The organism is Kaistia adipata DSM 17808, from assembly GCF_000423225.1.
Lineage (GTDB): Bacteria > Pseudomonadota > Alphaproteobacteria > Rhizobiales > Kaistiaceae > Kaistia > Kaistia adipata.
Window position 1 is genome coordinate 776,186 of record NZ_AUHO01000006.1, and the last position, 23,781, is coordinate 799,966.

Annotated in this window: 19 protein-coding genes; 10 read left to right on the forward strand and 9 right to left on the reverse strand. The window is 67.6% G+C overall.

Features of this window, described 5'->3' with window-relative positions:
• Window positions 1-40 precede the first annotated feature (40 nt).
• Together G539_RS0103935 and G539_RS0103940 are read left to right on the forward strand one after the other, a co-directional pair.
• On the forward strand, window positions 41-505 hold the full coding sequence (locus tag G539_RS0103935) for a cupin domain-containing protein (RefSeq protein ID WP_029074044.1): 465 nt from the start codon (window positions 41-43) through the stop codon (window positions 503-505).
• Window positions 506-658: 153 nt separating this feature from the next.
• On the forward strand, window positions 659-1,252 hold the full coding sequence (locus G539_RS0103940) for an IMPACT family protein (protein ID WP_029074045.1): 594 nt from the start codon (window positions 659-661) through the stop codon (window positions 1,250-1,252).
• Between the two features lie 19 nt (window positions 1,253-1,271).
• Here G539_RS0103940 and G539_RS23620 read toward each other — a convergent pair whose 3' ends face one another.
• Entirely contained in the window at window positions 1,272-1,970 is a 699-nt protein-coding gene (locus G539_RS23620; RefSeq protein WP_035829948.1) for a FadR/GntR family transcriptional regulator, read from the reverse strand.
• A gap of 236 nt (window positions 1,971-2,206) precedes the next feature.
• A protein-coding gene (gene prfB / locus G539_RS0103950) for a peptide chain release factor 2 (RefSeq protein WP_156911781.1) occupies window positions 2,207-3,335 on the reverse strand; the annotation gives its coding sequence in 2 pieces (ribosomal slippage) (window positions 2,207-3,265 and window positions 3,267-3,335; 1,128 coding nt in all).
• A gap of 95 nt (window positions 3,336-3,430) precedes the next feature.
• Here prfB and G539_RS0103955 point away from each other — a divergent pair.
• The gene (locus G539_RS0103955) at window positions 3,431-4,042 is read left to right on the forward strand and encodes a DUF4893 domain-containing protein (protein ID WP_084639790.1); all 612 of its coding nucleotides are present in this window, start codon (window positions 3,431-3,433) and stop codon (window positions 4,040-4,042) included.
• 91 nt (window positions 4,043-4,133) lie between these two features.
• A complete protein-coding gene (locus G539_RS0103960) occupies window positions 4,134-4,415 on the forward strand; it encodes a hypothetical protein (protein ID WP_029074048.1) in 282 nt (93 codons plus the stop codon).
• 68 nt (window positions 4,416-4,483) lie between these two features.
• On the opposite strand, the gene G539_RS0103965 is transcribed toward G539_RS0103960, so the two are convergent.
• Window positions 4,484-4,927, reverse strand: a complete 444-nt coding sequence (locus tag G539_RS0103965; protein ID WP_035829953.1) for a MarR family winged helix-turn-helix transcriptional regulator — start codon at window positions 4,925-4,927, stop codon at window positions 4,484-4,486.
• 72 nt (window positions 4,928-4,999) lie between these two features.
• Here G539_RS0103965 and G539_RS0103970 point away from each other — a divergent pair, with 72 nt between their 5' ends.
• Entirely contained in the window at window positions 5,000-5,482 is a 483-nt protein-coding gene (locus G539_RS0103970) for a hypothetical protein (protein WP_029074050.1), read from the forward strand.
• A gap of 12 nt (window positions 5,483-5,494) precedes the next feature.
• Here the strand turns inward: G539_RS0103970 and mgtE are convergent, their stop codons facing one another.
• The 3 genes from mgtE to G539_RS0103985 form a co-directional block, all read right to left on the reverse strand.
• Window positions 5,495-6,862 carry a magnesium transporter gene (mgtE, locus tag G539_RS0103975; RefSeq protein WP_029074051.1) on the reverse strand — a complete coding sequence of 456 codons (1,368 nt, stop codon included), beginning with the start codon at window positions 6,860-6,862 and terminating at the stop codon, window positions 5,495-5,497.
• A gap of 315 nt (window positions 6,863-7,177) precedes the next feature.
• Window positions 7,178-7,606 (reverse strand): EamA family transporter, encoded by a 429-nt coding sequence (locus G539_RS0103980; protein ID WP_029074052.1) that lies wholly within the window; start codon window positions 7,604-7,606, stop codon window positions 7,178-7,180.
• 85 nt (window positions 7,607-7,691) lie between these two features.
• Window positions 7,692-8,585, reverse strand: coding sequence for a LysR family transcriptional regulator (locus tag G539_RS0103985; protein WP_029074053.1), 894 nt, complete (start codon window positions 8,583-8,585; stop codon window positions 7,692-7,694).
• Window positions 8,586-8,689: 104 nt separating this feature from the next.
• On the opposite strand from G539_RS0103985, the gene G539_RS0103990 reads away from it, so the two are divergent.
• Together G539_RS0103990 and G539_RS0103995 are read left to right on the forward strand one after the other, a co-directional pair.
• Window positions 8,690-9,085, forward strand: a complete 396-nt coding sequence (locus G539_RS0103990) for a (R)-mandelonitrile lyase (RefSeq protein ID WP_029074054.1) — start codon at window positions 8,690-8,692, stop codon at window positions 9,083-9,085.
• Between the two features lie 54 nt (window positions 9,086-9,139).
• Complete coding sequence (locus tag G539_RS0103995; RefSeq protein ID WP_029074055.1) at window positions 9,140-10,126, forward strand: aldo/keto reductase; 987 nt, start codon at window positions 9,140-9,142, stop codon at window positions 10,124-10,126.
• A 227-nt stretch (window positions 10,127-10,353) separates the two neighbouring features.
• On the opposite strand, the gene G539_RS0104000 is transcribed toward G539_RS0103995, so the two are convergent.
• The 3 genes from G539_RS0104000 to G539_RS0104010 all read right to left on the reverse strand — a co-directional run bounded on the left by G539_RS0104000 (window position 10,354) and on the right by G539_RS0104010 (window position 15,000).
• A complete protein-coding gene (locus G539_RS0104000; protein WP_245576789.1) occupies window positions 10,354-10,851 on the reverse strand; it encodes a GNAT family N-acetyltransferase in 498 nt (165 codons plus the stop codon).
• 61 nt (window positions 10,852-10,912) lie between these two features.
• Entirely contained in the window at window positions 10,913-13,348 is a 2,436-nt protein-coding gene (locus G539_RS0104005; protein ID WP_029074057.1) for a penicillin-binding protein 1A, read from the reverse strand.
• Window positions 13,349-13,668: 320 nt separating this feature from the next.
• Window positions 13,669-15,000 (reverse strand): N-acetylmuramoyl-L-alanine amidase, encoded by a 1,332-nt coding sequence (locus G539_RS0104010; RefSeq protein ID WP_245576790.1) that lies wholly within the window; start codon window positions 14,998-15,000, stop codon window positions 13,669-13,671.
• 793 nt (window positions 15,001-15,793) lie between these two features.
• Here G539_RS0104010 and G539_RS0104015 point away from each other — a divergent pair.
• From G539_RS0104015 to G539_RS0104025, 3 genes are all read left to right on the forward strand, one after another.
• Window positions 15,794-18,676, forward strand: coding sequence for an Rne/Rng family ribonuclease (locus tag G539_RS0104015; RefSeq protein WP_029074059.1), 2,883 nt, complete (start codon window positions 15,794-15,796; stop codon window positions 18,674-18,676).
• A 220-nt stretch (window positions 18,677-18,896) separates the two neighbouring features.
• Window positions 18,897-19,304: an NADH:ubiquinone oxidoreductase subunit NDUFA12 gene (locus tag G539_RS0104020; RefSeq protein ID WP_029074060.1), complete on the forward strand. Its 408-nt coding sequence runs from the start codon at window positions 18,897-18,899 to the stop codon at window positions 19,302-19,304.
• 763 nt (window positions 19,305-20,067) lie between these two features.
• Complete coding sequence (locus tag G539_RS0104025) at window positions 20,068-23,775, forward strand: vitamin B12-dependent ribonucleotide reductase (RefSeq protein WP_029074061.1); 3,708 nt, start codon at window positions 20,068-20,070, stop codon at window positions 23,773-23,775.
• Window positions 23,776-23,781 lie beyond the last annotated feature (6 nt).

A 23,781-nucleotide genomic window follows, 5' to 3' on the forward strand; every position in this document is an offset into this window, starting at 1 on the left:
AGAGTGGCGACGCAATGTCACCGACGCTCGGAGGTTCGGAATGCCCGTCTTCGACAGGCCGCTCGCCTCATTGCCCGGGCAGGAGCGCATCGTCCGGAATTCGCATGGCGGGCAGGTCTTCATCCACGCCACCGCCGCCGAGACAGCCGGCGCGCTCGGCATGTGGGAAACGTTCTCCGCCCCGGGCACCGGCCCGCACTGGCACACCCACACGCGGGAGACGGAAGCTTTTCGCGTGATCGCCGGTCGCTACCGGTTCTGGTGTGGCGACGCGGTGCTGGAGGCCGGCCCCGGCGCCACGATCACCCTGCCGCCGCATGTGCCGCATCGCTGGCAGAACATCAGCGACGCGCCCGGCCGGATGCTCGCCATCGTCACGCCCGGTGGCTTCGAGCAGATGTTCATCGAGCTCGAACGCACCGGCGCGCGGACGAATGCCGAAGTGCTGGCGATCGAGACAGCGCTCGGGATCGTCGACAGCGGCCTGGCGGAGCCTACCGGCTGATCCCGGCAGCGCCAGCCGCGCCCGCGCGGACCGACTGGCGCTCGCCCCGCGAAATGGGGCATCACTCCTGTCGGGATTCGGACGGGCCCGCCGGCGGCATGCGGGCGACAACCCGGGATCGGTGCCATTCAGGACGGTGCGACAGGGACGCTGATGTTCACCCTCAAGGGAATCGAGAGCCACGCGCAGGAGATCAAGAAGAGCCGGTTCCAGGCCGTTGCCGGACCGGTGTCGGACGAGGCGGCCGCGAAGGCCTTCATCGCCGCCCATTCCGACCCGGCGGCGAACCACAATTGCTGGGCCTGGCGCATCGGCCAGCACTATCGCTTCCAGGACGATGGCGAACCGAGCGGCACCGCCGGCAAGCCGATCCTGCAGGCGATCGACGGACAACAGCTGGACGGCGTCGCCGTCGTCGTCACCCGCTGGTTCGGCGGCATCCTGCTCGGCAGCGGCGGGCTGGTGCGCGCCTATGGCGGGACGGCGGCCGCCTGCCTGCGCGCGGCGGAAGCCCTACCGCTGATCGCGACCGAGGAGGCGACCATCACCGTCCCGTTCGGCGATCTGGCGCTCGTCCAGGCCCGCCTCGCGACGCTGCCCTCGACGCAGATCCTCGCCCAGCGCTATGGCGAAACCGGCAGCGACATCGTGGTCGCGATCCACAGGACGGAGGTCGACGCGGTCGAGGCGCTGGTCGCCGACCTCACCAGCGGCCGCGCGGTCATGGCGCGTCCGAAGACGGCCTGATACTTCGCCCGAAGACGCGCTAGAGACCGAGGCGGCGGGCCGAGTTCGAGAGATGCTCGCGCATCGCGGCGGCGGCGGCTGCCGGGTCCTGAGCGCGGATCGCCGCGTAGATCTTCTGGTGCTCGCCATGCGCCTTCGCCTGCGCGCTGGCGAAATCGAGCGAGCGCAGAGCGACCAGGATGCTCTCCTGCAGCTTCACGTCGACGAAGGCGATGAACATCGACACGAACGGGTTCTTGGTCGCGCCGGCGACCGCGCGGTGGAAGCTGATGTCGGTCTCGACATAGGGGCTGTGCAGGTCCCGCACCGCCGCCATGTTGTCCATGCAGCGGACCATCTCGGCGAGGTCGTCCTCGGTCCGGTTGAGGGCCGCCAGCTCGGCCGCCCCGGTCTCCAGCATCAGCCGCAGCTCGTAGAGATGCCGGTAGTCCTCCGGCACGGCGAGGCTGTTCGGCTCCAGCATCAGCGAGTTCGCCGCCTCGGGCGAGGCGACGAAGGCGCCGATGCCCTGGCGCGACACGACCAGCCCCTCGTGCCGAAGCTTGGCGATCGCCTCGCGGATCACCGCGCGGCTGACACCGTGCTGCGTCGCGAATTCCTGCTCGGTCGGCAGCTTGTCGCCGGGCTTGAGGGTCCCGCGCAGGATCTCGAAGCGCACAAAGGCGGCGACCTGGGACGGGAGCCCCTGCCGGCTGACCTTGTTCGGGTTGATTTCCATCGCGGCGAGCTTCCTCTCAACGGGGATTGCGAATGGCGGGTTGCGCGCCCTCTTCCTCCACTGGCCTCATACGACGAGTTGCGCCTTCAGGCCACCACCGCCGACAGGATCGCACCGGGGCGACGGGCGCGATCGGAGGCCCGCGGCGGCCGGGCCCATAAATCGGAAAAGGGCGGAGCCGGGCTCCGCCCTTTCGTCGGACGCGGACGCTTGTCGCCAAGCGGGCGCCTGTCGCGTCAGTCGATGTCCTGGACGTCGACGGACGGGCCGCCGAGGCGCTGCGCCAGCGCCGCTTCCATGAACTCGTTCAGGTCGCCGTTCAGCACGTCCTGCGGGCTGGTGCTCTCGACACCCGTGCGCAGGTCCTTCACCAGCTGGTACGGCTGCATGACGTAGGAGCGGATCTGGTGCCCCCAGCCGATGTCCGTCTTGCTGGCCTCGGTGGCGTTGGCGGCGGCCTCGCGGCGCTCCAGCTCGGCCTCGTAGAGGCGCGAACGCAGCATGTCCCAGGCGGCGGCCCGGTTCTTGTGCTGCGAGCGTTCGCTCTGGCACTGCACGACGATGCCCGACGGGATGTGCGTGATGCGCACGGCCGAGTCGGTCGTGTTGATGTGCTGGCCGCCGGCGCCCTGGGCGCGGTAGGTGTCGATGCGGCAGTCGCTCTCGTTGATCTCGATCTCGATCGAATCGTCGACGACCGGATAGACCCAGACCGACGCGAAGCTCGTATGGCGGCGCGCGGCGCTGTCATAGGGCGAGATGCGCACGAGGCGGTGCACGCCCGATTCGGTCTTCAGCCAGCCATAGGACTGCTCGCCCTTGACGAGGATCGTGGCCGACTTGATGCCCGCCTCTTCGCCGTCATGGACTTCCATCACCTCGACCTTGCGGCCGCTCTTCTCCGACCAGCGCGTGTACATGCGCAGCAGGATGTTGGCCCAGTCCTGGCTCTCCGTGCCGCCGGCGCCGGCATGGATTTCGACATAGGTGTCGTTGCCGTCGGCCTCGCCGGACAGCATCGAATTGACCTGGCGCTTGCGGACGTCGCCCTTCAGCGCGAAGATCGCGGCCTCGGCGTCGGCGATGATCGAGGCATCGCCCTCCATCTCGCCGAGTTCGATCAGCTCGATATTGTCGGCAAGCTCGCGCTCGCTGGTCAGAACGGCGTTGATGCCGTCCTCGAGACCCTGGCGCTCGCGCATCAGCTTCTGCGCCTTCTGGGGATCGTCCCAGAAGTTCTGCGTCTCGGAGAGGGCGTTCAGTTCAAGCAGGCGTCTCTGGGCACGATCCCAGTCAAAGATGCCTCCTCAGCAGGGTGATGCCCTGCTTGATTTCGTCGACGACCGTCTGGATCTCGGCTCTCATATGCTAGGTGTCCGTCAAATCAGGCGCGACGGCCGAAGCCGTCAGGGTGGCGCACCATAGTGTCGCCCTCCCCCTCTGTAAACCGAACAGGGACCATGCTGGATACCCTCATGAAGCGGAAACTGACCGTCGTCGCGCTGCTCGCGACCGCCGTCCTCTCCCTTTCCGACGCGACCGCCCTGGCCAGCGGCACGCTGGCGGCGCGCACGCTGACCCGGGCCGACCGCGCCCGCCTCGCGCAATATGACTCCGTTTCGAAGGCGGCGATTCTCGCCGCCCGCGACCATGGCGCCGCCGGCGACCTCCGCGAGGCGAATCGGGCGCTCGCCGGCGCGCCGCGCAGGATCCTCGGCGACGACCTGCTCGGGCTCTATCGCTGCCGCACCATCAAGATGGGCGGCAGCCTGCCGCTCACCGTCTATGGCTGGTTCTCCTGCAAGATCGACCTCGACGAGCGGGGCTACCGCCTGGTCAAGACCACGGGCTCGCAGCGCTTCACCGGCCATTTCATCGACGAGAGCGAGACGCGGCTGATCTATTACGGCGCCACGCACACGATCAGCGAACGGCCGGTTTCCTACGGCTATGACGCGGATCGCGACCAGGTCGGCTACTTCTTCAAGACCGGCCCGAGGAGCTACCGGCTGGAACTCCCGCTGCCGCGCTTCGAATCGAAGTTCGACGTGATAGAGCTGGAGCGGAAGTGAGGCCGGGTCGCCGGGCGCCAGAGGCGCCCTGTCCGGCGACGACGCATCCAGAACGCGCACGACGCTGCGCCGGCTCAGACGAAATCACGACATGCACGACATACTGGACTGGCTGCTGATCAACCCCGCCCGCATCATGGTCGCCCTCTCCATCGCCTTCACGATCTTCATCGGGCTGAGCGAGGCCGGCGGGAAGACGACCGGCGGCTCCGGATGGCTGACCCTGTTCCGCGTCGGGACCGGCGCCCTCTTCACGCTGCCGACCGCCGTGGTCGCCGGCATCTTCGGCGGCATCGGGGCCTTCTTCGGTTATCTGCTCCTGCAGATCCTAGTGTGCATCATCATCCCCATGGTCTGGGTGGACAAGGCGTAGGCACGCCGATCGCCTCGTCCCGCCGCCAATCGGGATCCAGCGGGATCGAGCCAGAGCCTTTCGACGCCTCAGTCCTCGAGGCTGTCCAGCGCCGCTGTGATCTTTGCGAGCGATCCGAGATAGGCCTCCTGCTCGCCGGGACTGAGCGCGGAAAGGGCGGCCGCATTGACGCTTGCGATCACTTCACGCACCTCCTGCGCCTTCTCCAACGCGACAGGCGTCAGCGAAATCAGCGAGCTGCGCCGGTCATCCGGATCCGGGCTCTTCTCGATCAGGCCGTCGCGCTCCATGCGGGACAGGGTCGCCGCCATCGTCGGCTGCTCGATCGCCGCCAGCTCCGCCAGCGCCTTCTGCGACAGCGCCGCGCCACCGCCAAGGGCAAAGAATACTGGCAGCTGCCCAGACGAAATGCCGAGCGGCTTCAGGCGGCGATCGATGGCACGGGCGAAGAGGCGCGCTGCCCAATTGGTCATGTAGCCGGCCGACCGGCTGCGCTGCAGCGTCACTTGCATAGCTTGCTATCCAAATACATCGTATGCTATCTATCTCGCGACAGCCTCCCCACTGCAAGCGGGAATGACGCCATGAAACGCAGAATCGCCTTTCGTACCCTGCACGCGGTCGCCGGATCGATCGCCCTTCTCACCATCCTTCTGTTCCAGACGGCTACGATCACCAGCGAGCTCCTCGGCGACCACACCCTGATCGCCAGCGTGAAATTCGCGATCGCTACCGGTCTCCTGGTTCTGGTCCCTGCCCTCGCGGCGACGGGTGGGAGCGGCATCAAGCTCTCGGGACCGCGTCCCAAGGGGCTGGCCGTGACGAAGCTCGGTCGCATGAAGATCGTCGCGGCCAACGGCCTTCTGATCCTCGTTCCGGCGGCGCTGTTCCTGAACTGGAAGGCCCAGCACGGCGCGTTCGATCCAACCTTCTGGGCCGTGCAGGTCGCCGAAATCGCAGCGGGCGTGGTCAACCTCGCGCTGCTCGGCCTCAACATGCGCGGCGGCCTCCGCATGACCGGGCGCCTCGGCCGTGGCAAGCCACGTCCGGTCGCGCGCCCGGTCTAGCGGTCAGGCGGACTACAGCAGCGTGCCGCTCAGGATGACCAGGGCGACGCTGAAATAGATCACTAGGCCCGTCACGTCGACGAGCGTGGCGACGAAGGGCGCCGAGGCGCTGGCCGGATCGAACTTCAGCCGCTGCAGGATGAAGGGCAGCATCGAGCCCGCCATCGAGCCGAAGGTGACGATGCCGAGCAGGCCGGCGCCGACCGTCGCCGCCACCAGCATCCAGTGCTCGCCATAGTCATAGAAGCCGAGCAGCTGCCAGACGCTGATGCGGATGATGCCGAGCGTGCCAAGGATCGCGCCAAGCGTCAGGCCGCTCGGCATCTCGCGCAGCGCGACGCGCCACCAGTCCCGGAGCTTGATCTGGCCGAGCGCCAGCGCGCGGATGATCAGCGAGGTCGCCTGCGAGCCGGAATTGCCGCCGGAGCTCATGATCAGCGGAATGAACAGGGTGAGCACGATGGCGCGCTCCAGCTCATGCTCGAAATGCTGCATGGCGGTCGCCGTCAGCATCTCGCCGATGAACAGCGCGCAGAGCCAGCCGGCCCGCTTCCGCATCATCTTCGTGAAGCTGATGTCCATGTAGGGCTCGTCGAGCGCCTCCATGCCGCCGAATTTCTGCACGTCCTCCGTGCTTTCCGCGAAGATCGTATCGATGACGTCGTCAACCGTGACGATCCCGACGACATGGAAACGCTCATCCACCACCGGGACGGCCAGAAGGTCGTATTTCGAGAAGAGCTGCGCCACCTCCTCCCGGTCGGTGCGCGGCTCGACGGTGATCGGCCGGCGATGGCGTCCCGCCGACAGCACGTTGGCGTCGAGCTCGGCGGCGATCAGCCGGCGCAGCGATACCGCCTGCACGAGCGCATGCGTCGCCGGATCGAGCACGCAGATCGTGTAGATCGTCTCGCGGCTTTTCTCGACGGCACGGATGTGCCGAAGCGTCTGCGCCACCGTCCAGTCGGACGGCACGCTGACGAACTCGGTCGTCATGATGCTGCCGGCGCTGCCCTCGGGATAAGCGGCGAGGCGCGAGACGGCGCTGCGGGTCTCCGGGTCGAGGCGGGCGATCAGCTGCGAGCGCAGCGGCTCGTCGATCTCGGCGAGAAGGTCGGTCGCCCGGTCGGCCGACATGCCGGCGATGATGCGCGCGACGCGTTCCCGCGGCAGGTTGGCGATGACCTCGCCCGAATCCTCGAACTCGGGCAGGTCGAGGATCTCGACCACGCGCTCGTCCGACAGCCCGGCGAGAAGCGCCGCGTTGGTCTCGGGATCATGCTGGTTGAGGCGTTCGACGACGTCGGCGACGTGCTCGTGATCGAGGCGCGATGCCTCGGCGCGCAGGGTCGCCTCGTCCTGGCGGACGATATCTTCCATGGCTCTACTCCGATCGGCCGCCGGCAGACCGAGTGAGCCGATCGAGCGATCAGTTCATCGTGGCCCTGGGCGGCGCCTTTATTCGACTGCTACTGTCGCTCGACATGAAGCGGGGGTTCCAAGTGGGGGCCGGTCCGCATGCGGACGCCGGCTTGACGCTTGTCAGGTGCGCCAATGCCGGCGCTGCGTCAACCCCCAATCGATGAAGTTTCATGCCGCACGCCGAAAAAGGCCGCGATCGGAGGGCCGGATGCCCTCCATCCGGCGAGAATGACCTCAGGAAGCCGACGAAAGAGATCCGCCACCCATCCAGCGTCAGGCGCGCATGGCCACCAGAACCGCCCCGGAGGCGATCAGAAGCACGCCGAACCAGTTGCGCCAGGAGAGAGTCTCGCCGAGGAAGGCGACGCCGAAAAGGGCGACCAGGACGACGCTGAGCTTGTCGACCGGGGCGACGCGGGCGGCGTCGCCGAGATGCAGGGCGCGGAAATAGCAGAGCCAGGAAGCGCCCGTCGCGAGCCCCGAGAGGACGAGGAAGGCATAGCTCTTCGACGACACCGAGCCGAAGGGCTGCCACTGGCCCGTCACCGTCAGGATGAAGGCGATGGTGACCAGGATGACGATGGTGCGGATGAAGGTGGCGAAGTCCGAACCGACGCCTGTGATGCCGATCTTGGCGAAGATCGCGGTCAGCGCCGCGAAGACGGCCGAGAGCACCGCCCAGAATTGCCAGCTTGCCAACATGGTCCTCACCGCGCCTTTCGCCGCCCGCCCTGACAGGACCGTCGCAGAACCCGGTCCGGGGCGCAACGGCGCGCGGCGGCCACGCTCAGCCGCGATAGCGCAGCGCCTCGACCAGCAGCGTGAAGGCCGGAGAAGGCTGCCGGCGGCTCGGATAATAGAGGTGGTAGCCGGGGAATGGCGGGCACCAGTCCTCGAGCAGGCGGACGAGGCGGCCGTCGGCGAGATAGTCCCGCGCCGCATCCTCGAGCATGAAGGCGAGCCCCATGCCGGCCGCCGCCGCCTTGAGCACGTTGGACGGCGTGTTGAAGGTCAGCTGCCCCTCGACGCGGACGCGCAGCTCCTGCCCGTCCTTCTCGAACTCCCAGGCATAGAGGCCGCCATAGGTCGGCAGGCGGAGATTGATGCAATTGTGCGCCGTCACGTCGCGCGGCGCCTCGGGCGGCCTGTGCTTCGCCAGATAGGACGGCGCAGCGAGCAGCACCATGCGCATGTCGGGGCTGATGCGCACGGCGATCATGTCCTTCTCGAGCGACTCACCGAGCCGCACGCCGGCATCGAAGCGCTCACTGACGATGTCGGTCAGCGCGGCGTCGATGGAGAGCTCGACCTTGATGTCGGGATAGTCGGGTAGCAATCGCTCGAGCACCGGCCAGAGGATGGTGTCGACGGCGTGCTGGCCGGCGGTGATGCGGAAGCTGCCGGCCGGCCTGTCGCGGAGCGCGCCGAGCGCCAGCAGCTCGGCGTCGATGTCCTCGAAGGCCGGCGCGTCGGCGCGCAGCAGCCGCTCTCCCGCCTCGGTCAGCCCGACGCTCCGCGTCGTGCGGGCGAGCAGGCGCATGCCAAGCCGGGTCTCCAGCCCTCGCATCGCGTGGCTGAGCGCCGATTGCGACACGCCGAGCCTGGCCGCGGCCCTGGTGAAGCTGCGTTCGCGCGCCACTTCGAGAAAGGCGACGAGGTCATTGGCGTTCTCACGCAGCATTCATGAACCTTCCTCATAGGGACATGCTCATTATGCCAACTTATCGCGCCGGCATGAAGGCGCTAGCGTGCCTGTCCGGCCGCATCGACAGGAAGGGACATCGCATGGACATCAAGCGAAACGGCTCGCAGCCCTCCGCCCGGGGGTCCGCGGACTATTTCACCGGGACGGTGCGCATCGATGCACCGTTCAGCACGACCGCGCCCGCCCGCGTCGGTGGCGCCACCGTGACCTTCGATCCCGGCGCCCGCACGGCCTGGCACACCCACCCGCTCGGCCAGACGCTGATCGTCGTCTCCGGCCGGGGCTGGGCGCAGCGCGAGGGCGGTCCCGTCGAGGCGATCGCGCCGGGCGACATCGTCTGGTTCCCGCCCGGCGAGAAGCACTGGCACGGCGCCACCGCGTCCACCGCGATGACGCATATCGCGATCGCCGAGGCGCTCGACGGCAAGTCCGTCGACTGGCTCGAACAGGTCCGCGACGAGGACTATCCCGACTGAATCCCCACGCCCGCCGCCGACGCGGCGCGGGCACATCCCGAAAGGAAGCCAACAATGCAGAAGCGCAAGCTCGGAGGTGGCGGCCTCGAGGTCTCCGCCATCGGCCTCGGCTGCATGGGCATCAGCATGTCCTACGGCGAGCCGCTTCCCACCGCCGACGGCGTCCGCCTGATCCGCGCCGCCTTCGACCATGGCGTCACCTTCTTCGATACCGCCGAAGTCTATGGCCCGTATAAGAACGAGGAGGTCGTCGGCGAGGCGCTGGCGCCGATCCGCGACCAGGTCGTCATCGCCACCAAGTTCGGCATCGACATCGACGGCAGTGGCACGAGCGGCATGGACAGCCGGCCGGAACATATCCGCGCCGTCGCCGAGGCCTCGCTGAAGCGGCTCCGGACCGACCGGATCGACCTGTTCTACCAGCACCGGGTCGATCCGAACGTGCCGATGGAAGACGTCGCAGGCACGGTCAAGGAACTGATCCGCGAGGGCAAGGTGAAACATTTCGGCCTGTCGGAGGCCGGGGTGAAGAACATCCGCCGCGCCCATGCGGTGCAGCCGGTCGCCGCGCTGCAGAGCGAATATTCGCTATGGTGGCGGGAGCCGGAAGAGGCGATCTTGCCGACGCTCGAGGAGCTCGGCATCGGCTTCGTGCCGTTCAGCCCGCTCGGCAAGGGCTTTCTCACCGGCGCCATCGACGCCAGCACCACCTTCGTCGGCACGGACTTCCGCAACACCGTGCCGCGCTTCTCGACCGAGGCGCGCAAGGCCAATCAGGCAATCGTCGACGAACTCGTCCGCATCGCTACGGCCAGGAAGGCGACGCCGGCCCAGATCGCGCTCGCCTGGCTACTGGCGCGGAAGCCCTGGATCGTGCCGATCCCCGGCACCACCAAGCTGCACCGTCTCGACGAGAACCTCGGCGCGGCGGCCATCGAACTAAGCGAGGCAGATTTGCAGGCGATCGAGGCGGCCATCGCGCCGATCGACATCCAGGGCGAGCGCTATTCGCCGGCGCAGGCCGCGCGCATCGACCGCTAGGCCGACATACCAGCCGCGTCCCCTCTCCCGCGAGAGACCTGGGCGCGATCCAGCTGCCTCCGCCGTCATCCCGGCGGAGGCCGGGATCCAGACACTCCAGCCCGCGACCAGATGGCTGAGCCACCGCCTGACGGGCCGGTGCTTATGGGCCCCGGCCTCCGCCGGGGCGACGCCATTCACGGATTTTGGACGCCAAGGGAGCGGCGACAACGAAGCAGCCGGTCTGGCTAGCCGAGTGGCCGCACCATGTAGCGCGCGTTCTCGTCATAGCTGCGCAGCTTCTCGGCCAGGGTCGGCACGTCGACGGGCCGGAAGCCGTGCCGGCCCCAGAACCCGACCGAGTCGTTGACGGCGACGAGCGAGATCTCGGGACAGCCGGCCCGACGCGCGATGTCGAGCAGGCGTCCGACGACGGCCGAACCGGCGCCCTGCCCGCGCGTCTCGGGCAGCAGGGCGAGATCGTGGATGTAGTAGGTCGTCGGCGGCTGCGGCAGCGCGCCGAGCTGAGCGTTCAGCGCCGGCGGCGCGAAGGCGCGGCCGGGATGGCTCAGCACATAGGCGATCGGAACGCCGTCGCGCTCGTAGATCAGGCAGCCCTCGGGCCAGAGGCGGAGTCGTTCGGCGAACACCGCCGGATCCTCGGGATAGGCCTCGTGCACGCGGTCCGCGATCGCCTCGACCGCCGCCAGATCGTCCGGCCGCATCGGCCGCCAGCCACTCGTCATCTCACTCAACACTCACTGCAAAAGAGAGCGGGCCGCGGAGGGAAGCCGCGGCCCGTTTTGATCAGTACAATCCGCCTGTGCCGGACATCGCCGCTCCGGCGTCGGGCGGGGCCGGATCGCCATAGGAGTCGCTCTGGCCGATGATCGAATAGGTGTCCGGCGGACCGGTGCCCGGCTTGAAGGCCTCGAGGATCGTGCCCGGCGCGCCGGCATTGGCGCGCATGCCCGTCTTGCGGTCGATCGGGATCAGCGTCAGCCCTTCCGGAACGCGGAACGGCACGGCGGCCTTGTCGGCGAGCGCCAGCTTGAAGAAATCGCCGGCGATCGGCGCGGCCATCTCGCCGCCCGTCATGCCGCGGCCCATCGGGCGCGGGTTGTCGTAGCCGATGAAGACGCCGACGACGAGATCGGGCGAATAGCCGATGAACCAGGCGTCCTTGTAGTCGTTCGAGGTGCCGGTCTTGCCGGCGAGCGGCTTGCCGACCTGCTTCAGGACGGTCGCCGTGCCGCGCTGCACCACGCCCTCGAGCATCGAGGTGACCTGGTAGGCGGTCATCGGGTCGAGCACCTGCTCACGATTATCCTCGATGACCGGCTCGTCCTGGTGGGTCCACTGGTCGGCGGCGCAGGTCTCGCAGACGCGTTCCTCATGCTTGAAGATCGTCTTGCCGAAGCGGTCCTGGATGCGGTCGATCAGCGTCGGCTTCACCTGGCGTCCGCCATTGGCGAACACGGCATAGCCCGAGACCATCCTCAGGACCGTCGTCTCGGCGGCGCCGAGCGAGTTCGGCAGATACGGGCCGAGCTTGTCATAGACGCCGAAGCGCTTGGCATACTCGGCCACGAGCGGCATGCCCATGTCCTGCGCCAGACGCACGGTCATGACGTTACGCGACTGCTCGATGCCGACCCGCAGCGTCGACGGGCCATAGAACTTCTGGGCGTAGTTTTCCGGCCGCCAGATCGGCTGACCATAGCCCGGATCGATCTCGATCGGCGCGTCGAGCACGACCGAGGACGGCGTGTAGCCATTGTCGAGCGCCGCCGCATAGACGAAGGGCTTGAACGAGGAGCCCGGCTGGCGCTGGGCCTGGGTGGCGCGGTTGAACTGGCTCTCCGCATAGGAGAAGCCGCCGTCGAGCGCCAGCACGCGGCCGGTATGCGGATCCATCACGACCATGGCGCCGCCGATCGCCGGCACCTGGCGCAGCCGGTAGGCGTTGGGCTTGCCGTCGGCGGGCTCGACATAGACCACGTCGCCAACGGCGAGCGCGTCGCTCGCGCCGGTCAGCTTCTTGCCGGCGGGCTTGGCCCACTTCATCTCGGCGAACGGGATGACGCCGGTCTCGCGGTCGGCGAGCAGCTTGCCCGAGCCGTCGCGGCCGGGCTGCAGGCCGATCTGTGCCTCGTCCTTGTCGACGGCGGTGACGATCGCGAGGCGCCATTCGATGATGTCGCTCAGAGCTGGAACCGCGCCCACCGCGACGCCCCAGTCGCCCTCGATCGCGACGTTCTTCACCGGGCCGCGCCAGCCGCGCTGCTCGTCGAAGGCGACGAGGCCGTTCATCAGCGCCTGGCGCGCCATGACCTGGAGGCCGGGATCGAGCGAGGTGCGGACCGAGAGGCCGCCGTCATAGAGCGCCTTCTCGCCATACATCTGCATCAGCTGCCGGCGCACTTCCTCGACATAGTAGTCGGCGGCGAAGATGTGCGGGCTGGTGACGCGCGTCTTGACGCCGAGCGGCTGCGCCTTGGCGGCCTCGGCCTCGTCGGCGGTGGCGAAGCCATTGTCGACCATGCGCTCGAGCACCCAGTTGCGGCGCTCGATGGCCCGGTCGGCATAGCGGAACGGGTTGTAGTTGTTCGGGCCCTTGGGCAGCGCCGCCAGATAGGCCGCCTCGGCGAGCGTCAGCTCGTGCACCGACTTGTCGAAATAGGCGAGCGAGGCGGCGGCGACGCCATAGGAGCCGAGGCCGAGGAAGATCTCGTTCAGGTAGAGCTCGAGGATCTTGTCCTTGGAGTTCGCCTGCTCGATGCGGAGCGACAGGATCGCTTCCTTGATCTTGCGGTCGAGCGAGCGCTCGTTGGTCAGAAGGAAGTTCTTGGCGACCTGCTGGGTGATCGTCGACGCGCCGATCAGGCGGCGGTCGGACGACAGCGCCGAGACGTTCTGCAGCGCGGCGCGGGCGATGCCGTAATAGTCGATGCCGGAATGCTGGTAGAAATTCTTGTCCTCGGCCGAGATGAAGGCGGCCTTCACCCGGTCCGGAATCGCCTGGATCGGCAGGTAGAGGCGACGCTCGCGGGCATATTCGCCGACCAGCTGGCCGTCCGACGCATGGATGCGCGTCATCACCGGCGGCTCGTACTTCGCCAGCACCTCGACCGACGGCAGACCGCCCGTCAAGCCGGAGACGTACCAAGCCACACCCGCAGCAACAGCCAAGAAAAACACGGCGCCAATCCCGAATAAATAGCCGATCAGTCGCAGAAACATATCGCTCGCGTTCCCCGATGGATCGCCTTGCCGGCGACAAGCTCAGGCCGACGAGACGAACCCCGGTTCGAAATTGGTTGACCCGTCCGACATCCGTCGCCTCGCGGGCCCCGAATGTCGCACCACGCCGCTCGCGCTTCTCGCGCGGCCGACGACGGGCTCCGGACACAACCGACCGTTGACCCTGGGCGAAATGCCGGTTCGTCTGGCTTCGATAGACCCAACAAGTCGTTTCTTCCAGTCGATTTGTGGAGAAACTTGGGCGCTCTCACCGTTTGCGCACCGCCGGACCGCCCCGTGCTCTTCGGGCAACAGTCGCATCACGGCTCTCCGACCTGGGGCGTCACCGGCCCCGAAGCGGCCATGTCTGCAACCCTGGACCGAAAAAATTCGTCGATGGCCCGACTGATCGCCACCGCCGTCTTGTCGCGCCATTCGGCCGAGGTCAGCAGCTTCTCATCGTCCGGATTCGACAGATAGCCGAGCTCGACGAGGGCGGACGGCACGTCCGGCGCCTTCAGCACCATGAAGCCGGCCTGCTGGTGCGGCCGCTTGAACAGGCGCACGTCGGGCTTCAGTTCCTTGATCACGTTGCGGGCGAAGACGACGGCGAAATTCTTGGTCTCGCGCCGCGCCAGGTCGATCAGGATGTCGGAGACCTCGTCGGTATCCTCCGGCACGTCGACGCCGGCGAGGATGTCGGACTTGTTCTCGGATTCGGCGATCGATGCCGCCATCCGGTCGGAGGCGCGCTCCGACAGCGTGTAGACCGTGGCGCCGCGAATATCGGCGCCGGAGAACGAATCGGCGTGGATCGAGACGAACAGGTCGGCGTGCTTCTGACGCGCGAATTGTACCCGGCCGCGCAGCGGCATGAAGCTGTCGTCCGTCCGCGTCATGGTCACTTCATAGCGCGGATTGGCGGCGAGCTTCTCCTTCAGCTGGTTGGCGAAGGCGAGAACGATGTGCTTCTCGAGCGTGCCGGACTTGGCGATGGCGCCGGAATCGATGCCGCCATGGCCGGGGTCGAGCACGATGCGCAGCTTGCCGTCATTCGGCGCCGGGCCCGGCAGGGCCTCCGCCTTCTGCGCCTCGTTCATCCGGTCGCGCGACACGCGCAGCGTCTCGAGGAAGGCGGTGCGCGTGCTGCGCACCAGGTCGACGACGACCCGCGCCGGCTGGCCCTTCTCGGCCGGCAGCACGAACGCCTTGTCGACCGCGACCGGCCCCGTGGCATCGAGCACGATGCGCGACTTGCCGGCGGAGATCAGGCCGTAGCGAAAGGCGGAGACGAGCCCCTTGCCGCTCTTGCCGGTCTCGGCCGGCAGCTCGAAGTGCATTTCCGGCAGGTCGACGACGACGCGATAGGGCTCGTCGAGCATGAAGACAGAGACGGCGGCCGGCCCCGAAAGGTCCATGATGAAGCGGGTGCGCGCGCCGTCGCCGACGACCCGCGCCTCGCGGGCGACGATCGGGCCGGCGACGGCCGGGGCGCCCTCCCCCGCCTCAGGCGCGATGCCCTCCTTAAGCGAGACATCGCCGGAAAGCGCCGAGCCCTCGGCGGCGGCGACGCCGACCTCGGCGACATCCTCGTTCAGGGCGAGCCGCGGCGACGGCGACTGCGCCGACGCCGGCCAGGCGATAGACAGCAAGACAATTCCCGTGGCGAGCAGCCTGCCGGCTCCCAGCCCCATCCCACGCCTGATCCTGCGATCGACGGCTACGCTTCTTGCTGCCTGCATCTGCTCGTGTCGTCCGGTGCCAGCCCCACCTCGCCCCGATATCCGGTTCTCTAGACGATTAGGATGCAATGGTTAAGGGGCGATAACCAGAACGGATCGAATGCCGCTCGTCCACAATGCGAGGCCACCCCGGCCTCGCCGCGACATGGCCGGCCGAGGGCGGGGCCCGCCCAATATCCTTGCCAAGAATCGCCGCCTTCCATAAAAGGAGACTACGGAATTCATCCTCCGGCCGGTTTGCCGCCTTACGTTGCGTGATCGGCACGTACCGAGGAGCACGCGGAGTTGACCGGCCACGTTATCTGGCCGCGCCGATCGAGGGTGTTCTGGTCACTTTGGTGCACGGCCAGGGGATGGGGACAGGGATCCGGTTCGTGCAGCTCTTCTCTTCATCAGAGCGCACGATGCAGGAGCCTGCGGTCCGGCGGCGGTGGCGCGGAAGCGTTCGCGGCCGAGTTCCCGTCGGGGTTCGCCCCGGCGGTCAGTTCTTCAAGAGGCTCAAAGCGCGTACCCATGTTTCTGCCGACCCCCGACCGTCACGCCAAACCAGGACCGGCCCTCGCCGGCCGCGTGGTGTCGACGGTGCTGGCGCTGGCACGCGCAGGTTCATTTTCCCCCATTACGGTTCGCTCGCGATCATCACGGCATCGGCGCCTTGCGCCGGCCGGAGTCTTGCGCGGGCGGGCCATGGAGACTTTCCAATATGGCCAACAAGATGCTCATCGATGCCACCCACCCGGAGGAGACCCGGGTCGTGGTGGTGCGCGGCAGCCGGGTCGAGGAGTTCGACTTCGAGTCCGCCAGCCGCAAGCAGCTGCGCGGTAACATCTACCTCGCCAAGGTCACCCGCGTCGAACCTTCGCTGCAGGCGGCCTTCGTCGAATATGGTGGCAACCGCCACGGCTTCCTCGCCTTCTCCGAAATCCACCCCGATTACTACCAGATTCCGGTCGCCGACCGTCAGGCGCTGATCGAGGCCGAGGAGCAGGAAGAGCGCGAGGCCGAGGAGCGCGCCGCCGCCAAGGCGAAGAACGGACGCCGGCGCAGCCGCTCCGCCGCCGCCAAGGCGGCCGACGAGATGCGCTCGGGCGAGGTCCAGGCCGACGGCGAGACCGCAGAGGCGCACGACGGCGAGCATCACGACGACGGCGAAGCGCATCACGACGATCACCATGACGTCGAGGCGCAGGATGCCGGCTCGCATGGCGACGATCACCACGACGACCATGCCGTCGAGGCGTCGCACGACGACGCCGCGCATGGCGAGGACAACGCCCCGGCCGAGGCTTCCGCTTCGGACGCCGAGGCCGTGTCGGACGAGCATCACGACGACCACCACTCCGAGCTGGACGCGCCCGCTTCCGACCACAGCGTCGAGGAGATCGGCGGCGACGAAGAGCATGACGAGGACGCCGTCGACACGGTCGGCGCCGAGGACGCGCTCGAGGAGCTGCCGGAACGGCGCCGTGCCCGCGCCCGCCAGTACAAGATCCAGGAAGTGATCAAGCGCCGCCAGGTGCTGCTCGTCCAGGTCGTCAAGGAAGAGCGTGGCAACAAGGGCGCCGCGCTCACCACCTATCTGTCGCTCGCCGGCCGCTACTCGGTCCTGATGCCGAACACGGCGCGGGGCGGCGGCATCTCGCGCAAGATCACCAACACCGCCGACCGCAAGCGCCTGAAGGAGGTAGCCGCCGACCTCGAGGTGCCGGAAGGCATGGGCGTCATCCTCCGCACCGCCGGCGCCAGCCGCACCAAGGCCGAGGTGAAGCGCGACTTCGAATATCTGCTGCGCCTCTGGGAGAACGTCCGCGAGCTGACCCTGCGCTCGGCCGCACCGACGCTCGTCTACGAGGAAGGCAGCCTGATCAAGCGGTCGATCCGCGATCTCTACAACAAGGACATCGACGAGGTTCTCGTCGCCGGCGACGAAGGCTATCGCGAGGCCAAGGACTTCATGCGCATGCTCATGCCGAGCCATGCCAAGAACGTCCAGCCCTACCGCGAGAGCCAGCCGATCTTTGCCCGCACCGGCATCGAGGCGCAGCTCGACGCGATGTTCTCGCCGCAGGTGACGCTGAAGTCCGGCGGCTACATCGTCATCAACCAGACCGAGGCGCTCGTCGCGATCGACGTCAACTCGGGCCGCTCGACGCGCGAGCACAACATCGAGGACACCGCCTACCAGACGAACCTGGAGGCCGCCGAGGAGGTGGCGCGCCAGCTCCGCCTGCGCGACCTCGCCGGCCTGATCGTCGTCGACTTCATCGACATGGAGGAGAAGCGCAACAACCGGGCGGTCGAGCGCAAGCTCAAGGACGCGCTGAAGAACGACCGCGCCCGCATCCAGGTCGGCCGGATCTCGCATTTCGGCCTGCTCGAGATGTCGCGCCAGCGCCTGCGCACCGGCGTCGTCGAGAGCTCGGTCGAGACCTGCCCGCACTGCCACGGCACCGGCTATGTCCGCGCGCCGGCTTCGGTGGCGCTGCATGTGCTGCGTTCGCTCGAGGACAACCTCCTCAAGAGCGCCACGCACAACCTGACGATCCGCACCAAGACCGTCGTCGCGCTCTACATCCTGAACCAGAAGCGCAACCACCTGGCCGAGATCGAGGCGCGCTTCGGCATCGCCATCACCGTGCTCGCCGACGAGAACGTCAACTCCGCCCAGCACTATGTGCTCGAGCGGGGCGAGGCCGTCGCGCCGCGCGATAGCGCGCCGGCTGCCCTGCCCTCGCCGATCGTCCATCCCGACACGGTCCATCCGGTCGAGGAAGAGATCGAGGAGATCGCCGCCGACGAGACCGAGGTCGAGGCAGCTGGTGAGGAAGAGGCCGCGCGCGCCGATGAAGGCGGTCGCCGCAAGCGCCGTCGCCGTCGCCGCCGTCGCGGCGGCGAGGCTGGCTCGAGCCAGGATGCCTCGGCCGGCGAAGCGGGCGACGAGGATGAGGATGGCGAGTCGGCGGACACCGCCGGTGACGAATCCGCTCACGAAGCTTCCGACGAAGGCGCCGAAGCCGATGGCGACGGTGAAGGCCAGGATCACGACGAGAACGGCGAGCCCCGCCGTCGCCGTCGTCGCGGCCGCCGCGGTGGTCGTCGCGGTCGTCGTGGTGCCGAGGGTGAAGGCGAGAGCGCCGAGGGCGAGGGTGAAGGCGCGGCCGAAGGCCATGCGCTGGAGCTCGACGAAACCGGCGAGGTCATCTCCGAGGGCTTCGTCGAGGTCGAGGAGCACGGCATTCGCGATGTCGAGCCGGAAGATGCCGGCGAGCGCCTGATCGCCGCCGACATCCCGGTCGCCGACATCGGCGACATGAGCCAGCCTTTCCTGGACGAGATCGGCGACGAGCCGGCGCTCGACATGCCGGAGCTCGGCGACAACGAGGACGACGCCCCGGCCGACGAGCGGCCCGACCTGACGGTCGTCTCGGAAGAGGCGATCGCCGCCGAGGACACCGGCGTGGCCGAAGAGGCCGCGACGGCGGAACCCGTCGAGGCGGCGCCGGCGCCCGCTCCGGTCGTCGAGTCCCAGCCCGAGGACGACCGCCCGAAGCGTGGCGGCTGGTGGCAGCGCCGCTCGTTCTTCTGAGAACGCGCACGGCGATCACGAGACAAGAAGAGGCCCGGCACCTGCCGGGCCTTTTCCGTTGGCGCCCCAGCCGCCGTTTCGCCGCCGGAGGCCTCGGCGCAGCCGCGACGGATGCGCGCAAGAAGGGTGCGAAGCCCCCGCGAAATCCGCCGTAGCCTTTGACTTGCCGGCGCCGCGGCTGCATAAGCAGGGCAACGAATTGTCGAGATGAGGGTCACAAATGGGCTGGTTCCTGACCGAGCTGTTCACCTGGTGGAACGGCCAGACCATGGGCACGCGCTGGTTCACCCGCCGCAAGGGCGAGAAGGTCGGCACGGACGAACTCGGCAACACCTATTACCGCACGCCGGACAAGGCCTGCACCGCCGGCGGTTTCCCCGAGCGGCGCTGGGTCGTCTACCACGGCTATGCCGAGGCGTCGGCGATCCCCCCCGGCTGGCACGGCTGGATGCATCACCGCGTCGAGAACCCGCCGACCAAGACCAGCTACACGCCCCGCGCCTGGCAGAAGCCGCATGTCGCCAACCTGACCGGCTCGGCCGCCGCCTACCGCCCCAAGGGATCGATCGTCGGCGCCGACCAGCGTCCGCGCTCGACCGGCGACTACGAGGCCTGGACGCCGCAATAGCGCGCCCGCCCCGCCAACCGGCGCAGCATCACGTTTTCGAGAGCCCTCCCCGCGGAGGGCTTTCTGCTTTTCAGGCCACAGGGACATCCCGGCGCGGCGATTCGCGGCGCGGCGCTCCGCCCGCCGCGACCCGTTCCCGCCCCTCTTCCGCGCCATCTTGGCCGGTTCCTGCGGTTTCCGATTTTCAAGATCGCGCCGGCCACAGTCGACGCGATTCGCTCGGTCTGTGGAGATTGAGGATAAGGCGCGGGGCGCCCAGGCGGCCCCTCGGGGTGGTCGAGCGGCCACACCCATCGAGTAAGGCTTTGTTAATCCTGCAACTCCCGCTCCAGCGCCGACGACGGGGCCCCGGCGATGCCGATCGGCGGCGCGATGTCCAGATCTAGCCAGCAAACTATCCACCGCCACTATTCCTTGACGCTTTTGTCGGACTCGGACTAATTTCCGCCTAGAGTTGGAATGCGCCCTGGGCCGCTCGGCCCGGATTTCCAGAAACATCGATAGCGGCTTCGGCAAACGGCGGACGGGTAGACTCCCTTCGCCGTGCCGGCGCCCTATTGTGTTGCGGATCGGGCGTTCGCGGCGACGTGACATTCCGTGTGTAGACACTATATTTAGAGCTTCAGCGTATCTTGAGCACAAGATGATGGACGGCTAGAACCTCCATCCGCGTGGAATGCGTTGAACAAGGGACAGAGCCGGGCTTGAGGTCCGGCCGGCGGCGCGACTGGGTGCGCCGCTTGCACACAAGGGGCTTGAGACGATGCGGATCGAACGGCGCTACACGACAGCGGGCCAGTCTGCCTATGCCGGGATCGAGTTCCGAACCACCAAGAGCGAGATCCGCAATCCCGACGGCTCGATCGTCTTCAGCCTCGAGAACATCGCCGTGCCGGCCACCTGGAGCCAGGTCGCGAGCGACATCATCGCCCAGAAATATTTCCGCAAGGCCGGTGTGCCGGCGCGCCTGAAACGCGTCGAGGAGAACGACGTCCCGTCCTTCATCTGGCGCTCGGTCGCCGACGAGAAGGCGCTCGCGGCGCTGCCCGAGAAGGAACGCTTCAGCGGCGAGACCGATTCGCGCCAGGTGTTCGATCGTCTCGCCGGCACCTGGACCTATTGGGGCTGGAAGGGCGGCTATTTCGACACGGAGGAGGACGCCCAGGCCTTCTTCGACGAGCACCGCTACATGCTGGCGACCCAGAAGGTGGCGCCGAACTCCCCGCAGTGGTTCAACACCGGCCTGCACTGGGCCTATGGCATCGACGGTCCGAGCCAGGGCCATTTCTACGTCGACTTCAAGACCGGCAAGCTGGTCAAGTCGAAGACCGCCTATGAGCATCCGCAGCCACATGCCTGCTTCATCCAGTCCGTCTCCGACGACCTGGTGAACGAGGGCGGCATCATGGACCTCTGGGTCCGCGAGGCGCGCCTGTTCAAGTACGGTTCCGGCACCGGCTCCAACTTCTCCGCCCTGCGCGGCGAGGGCGAAAAGCTTTCCGGCGGCGGCAAGTCGTCCGGCCTGATGAGCTTCCTGAAGATCGGCGACCGCGCGGCGGGCGCCATCAAGTCGGGCGGCACGACGCGCCGCGCCGCCAAGATGGTCGTCGTCGACGCCGACCATCCCGACATCGAGAAGTACATCAACTGGAAGGTGCACGAGGAGCAGAAGGTCGCCGCCCTCGTCACCGGCTCGAAGATCAACGCGCAGCACCTCAAGGCCATCATGAAGGCCTGCGTGAACTGCGAGGGCTCGGGCGACGATTGCTACGACCCGGCCAAGAATCCGGCGCTGAAGCGCGAGATCCGCGCCGCCAAGAAGGCGCTGGTGCCGCAGAACTACGTCCTGCGCGTCATCCAGTTCGCCAAGCAGGGCTACACCGACATCGAGTTCCCGACCTACAACACCGACTGGGATTCGGAAGCCTACCTGACCGTCTCCGGCCAGAACTCGAACAACTCCGTCTCGATCTCGGACGACTTCCTCCGCGCGGTCGAGAATGACGGCGACTGGAAGCTGATCCGCCGCACCGACGGCAAGATCGCCAAGACGCTGAAGGCGCGCGACCTCTGGGAGCAGATCGGCCACGCCGCCTGGGCTTCCGCCGATCCGGGCCTGCACTTCAACACCACGATGAACGAGTGGCACACCAGCCCGGCATCCGGTCGCATCAACGCGTCCAATCCGTGCTCGGAGTACATGTTCCTCGATGACACCGCCTGCAACCTCGCCTCGCTGAACCTTCTGCAGTTCCGCAACGAGGACAAGAGCTTCGACGTCGACCGCTACGAGCATGCCTGCCGGCTCTGGACGGTGGTGCTCGAGATCTCCGTGCTGATGGCGCAGTTCCCGTCCAAGGAGATCGCCGAACTCTCCTACGAGTTCCGCACGCTCGGCCTCGGCTACGCCAATATCGGCGGCCTGCTGATGACCGCCGGCATTCCGTATGACTCGGCCGAGGGCCGCGCCATCTGCGGCGCGCTGACCGCGATCATGACCGGCACCGCCTACGCCACCTCGGCCGAGATGGCCAAGGAGCTCGGCCCCTTCCCCGGCTTCGCCAAGAACCGCGAGCCGATGCTCCGCGTCATCCGCAACCATCGCCGCGCGGCGTATGCCGAGGCCACGGGCTATGAGGGCCTGTCGGTCCTGCCAGTGCCGCTCGACCACGCCTCGTTGAAGGATGCCCGCCTCGGCGAGCACGCCAAGGCGGCCTGGGACAAGGCGCTGGCGCTCGGCGAGCAGCACGGCTACCGCAATGCGCAGGCGACCGTGATCGCGCCGACCGGCACGATCGGCCTCGTCATGGATTGCGACACGACGGGCATCGAGCCGGACTTCGCGCTGGTGAAGTTCAAGAAGCTCGCCGGCGGCGGCTACTTCAAGATCATCAACCGCGCCGTGCCGGAAGCGCTCCAGACGCTCGGCTATGCCGAGCACCAGATCGCCGAGATCGAGGCCTATGCGGTCGGCCACGCGTCGCTCCGCCAGGCGCCGGGCGTCAACCACACCTCGCTCAAGGCCAAGGGCTTCACCGACGAGGTTCTGGAGAAGCTCGAAGGCTCGCTCGCCTCGGCCTTCGACATCAAGTTCGTCTTCAACAAGTGGTCGCTCGGCGAGGACTTCCTGAAGGGGCTCGGCTTCACCGACGCACAGCTGAACGACCCGGCCTTCGAGCTGCTGCCGGCGCTCGGCTTCGCCAAGAAGGACATCGAGGCCGCCAACATCCATGTCTGCGGCGCGATGACCCTCGAGGGCGCTCCGCACCTGAAGACCGAGCACTACGCCGTGTTCGATTGCGCCAACCCCTGCGGCAAGCTCGGCAAGCGCTATCTCTCGGTCGAGAGCCACATCCGCATGATGGCGGCGGCGCAGCCCTTCATCTCGGGCGCCATCTCCAAGACGATCAACATGCCGAACGACGCGACCGTCGAGGACGCGAAGAACGCCTACATGCTGTCGTGGAAGCTGGCGCTGAAGGCGAACGCGCTCTATCGCGACGGCTCGAAGCTGTCGCAGCCGCTCAATTCGCAGCTCCTCGCCGATGACGAGGACGACGCCGAGGACGCGGTCGAGGCTCTGGTGGCGAAGCCCGCCGCGGCGCGCGCCGAACAGATCGCCGAGCGCATCGTCGAGCGGATCATCGAGCGCGAGGTCCGCAAGCGCGAGCGCATGCCCGACCGTCGCACCGGCTACACCCAGAAGGCGAATGTCGGCGGCCACAAGGTCTATATCCATACCGGCGAATATCGCGACGGTCGCCTCGGCGAGATCTTCATCGACATGCACAAGGAAGGCGCCGCCTTCCGCGCGATGATGAACAACTTCGCCATCGCCATCTCGCTCGGCCTGCAATACGGCGTGCCGCTGGAAGAGTATGTCGAGGCCTTCGTGTTCACCCGCTTCGAGCCGGCCGGCATGGTCACCGGCAACGAGGCGATCAAGAACGCCACCTCGATCCTCGACTACGTGTTCCGCGAGCTCGCCGTGTCCTATCTCGGCCGCAACGACCTCGCCCACGTTCTGCCCGAGGACAACAATGCGACGACGCTCGGCGGCGGCGACCAGCCGACGTCGAAGCCGGCCCCGGTCAGCCATGGCCTCGTCCGCGGCAAGACCGAGCGCTTCAAGCTCGTCGACCGCATGGGGGAATCGAAGGGCGCCGCAACGGCCCCGGCGACCACCGGCTCGACCGTGACGACGCTGCGCACCACCTCGATCGGCGGCGCGGCCGCCACCGCCTTCAAGCGCGACGTGGCGAGCGAGACGGAGCTTTCCGTCGGCCAGGCCGAGCCGGTCGCGACGCCGGCCGCCGCCCAGCCGAAGCCGAAGGCGGCCGAGCAGGTCGCGATCGCGCGGATGAAGGGCTATGAGGGCGAAAGCTGCACCGAATGCGGTAACTTCACGATGGTGCGCAACGGCACCTGCCTGAAGTGCGACACGTGTGGAAATACGAGCGGGTGTAGCTAAGGGGTA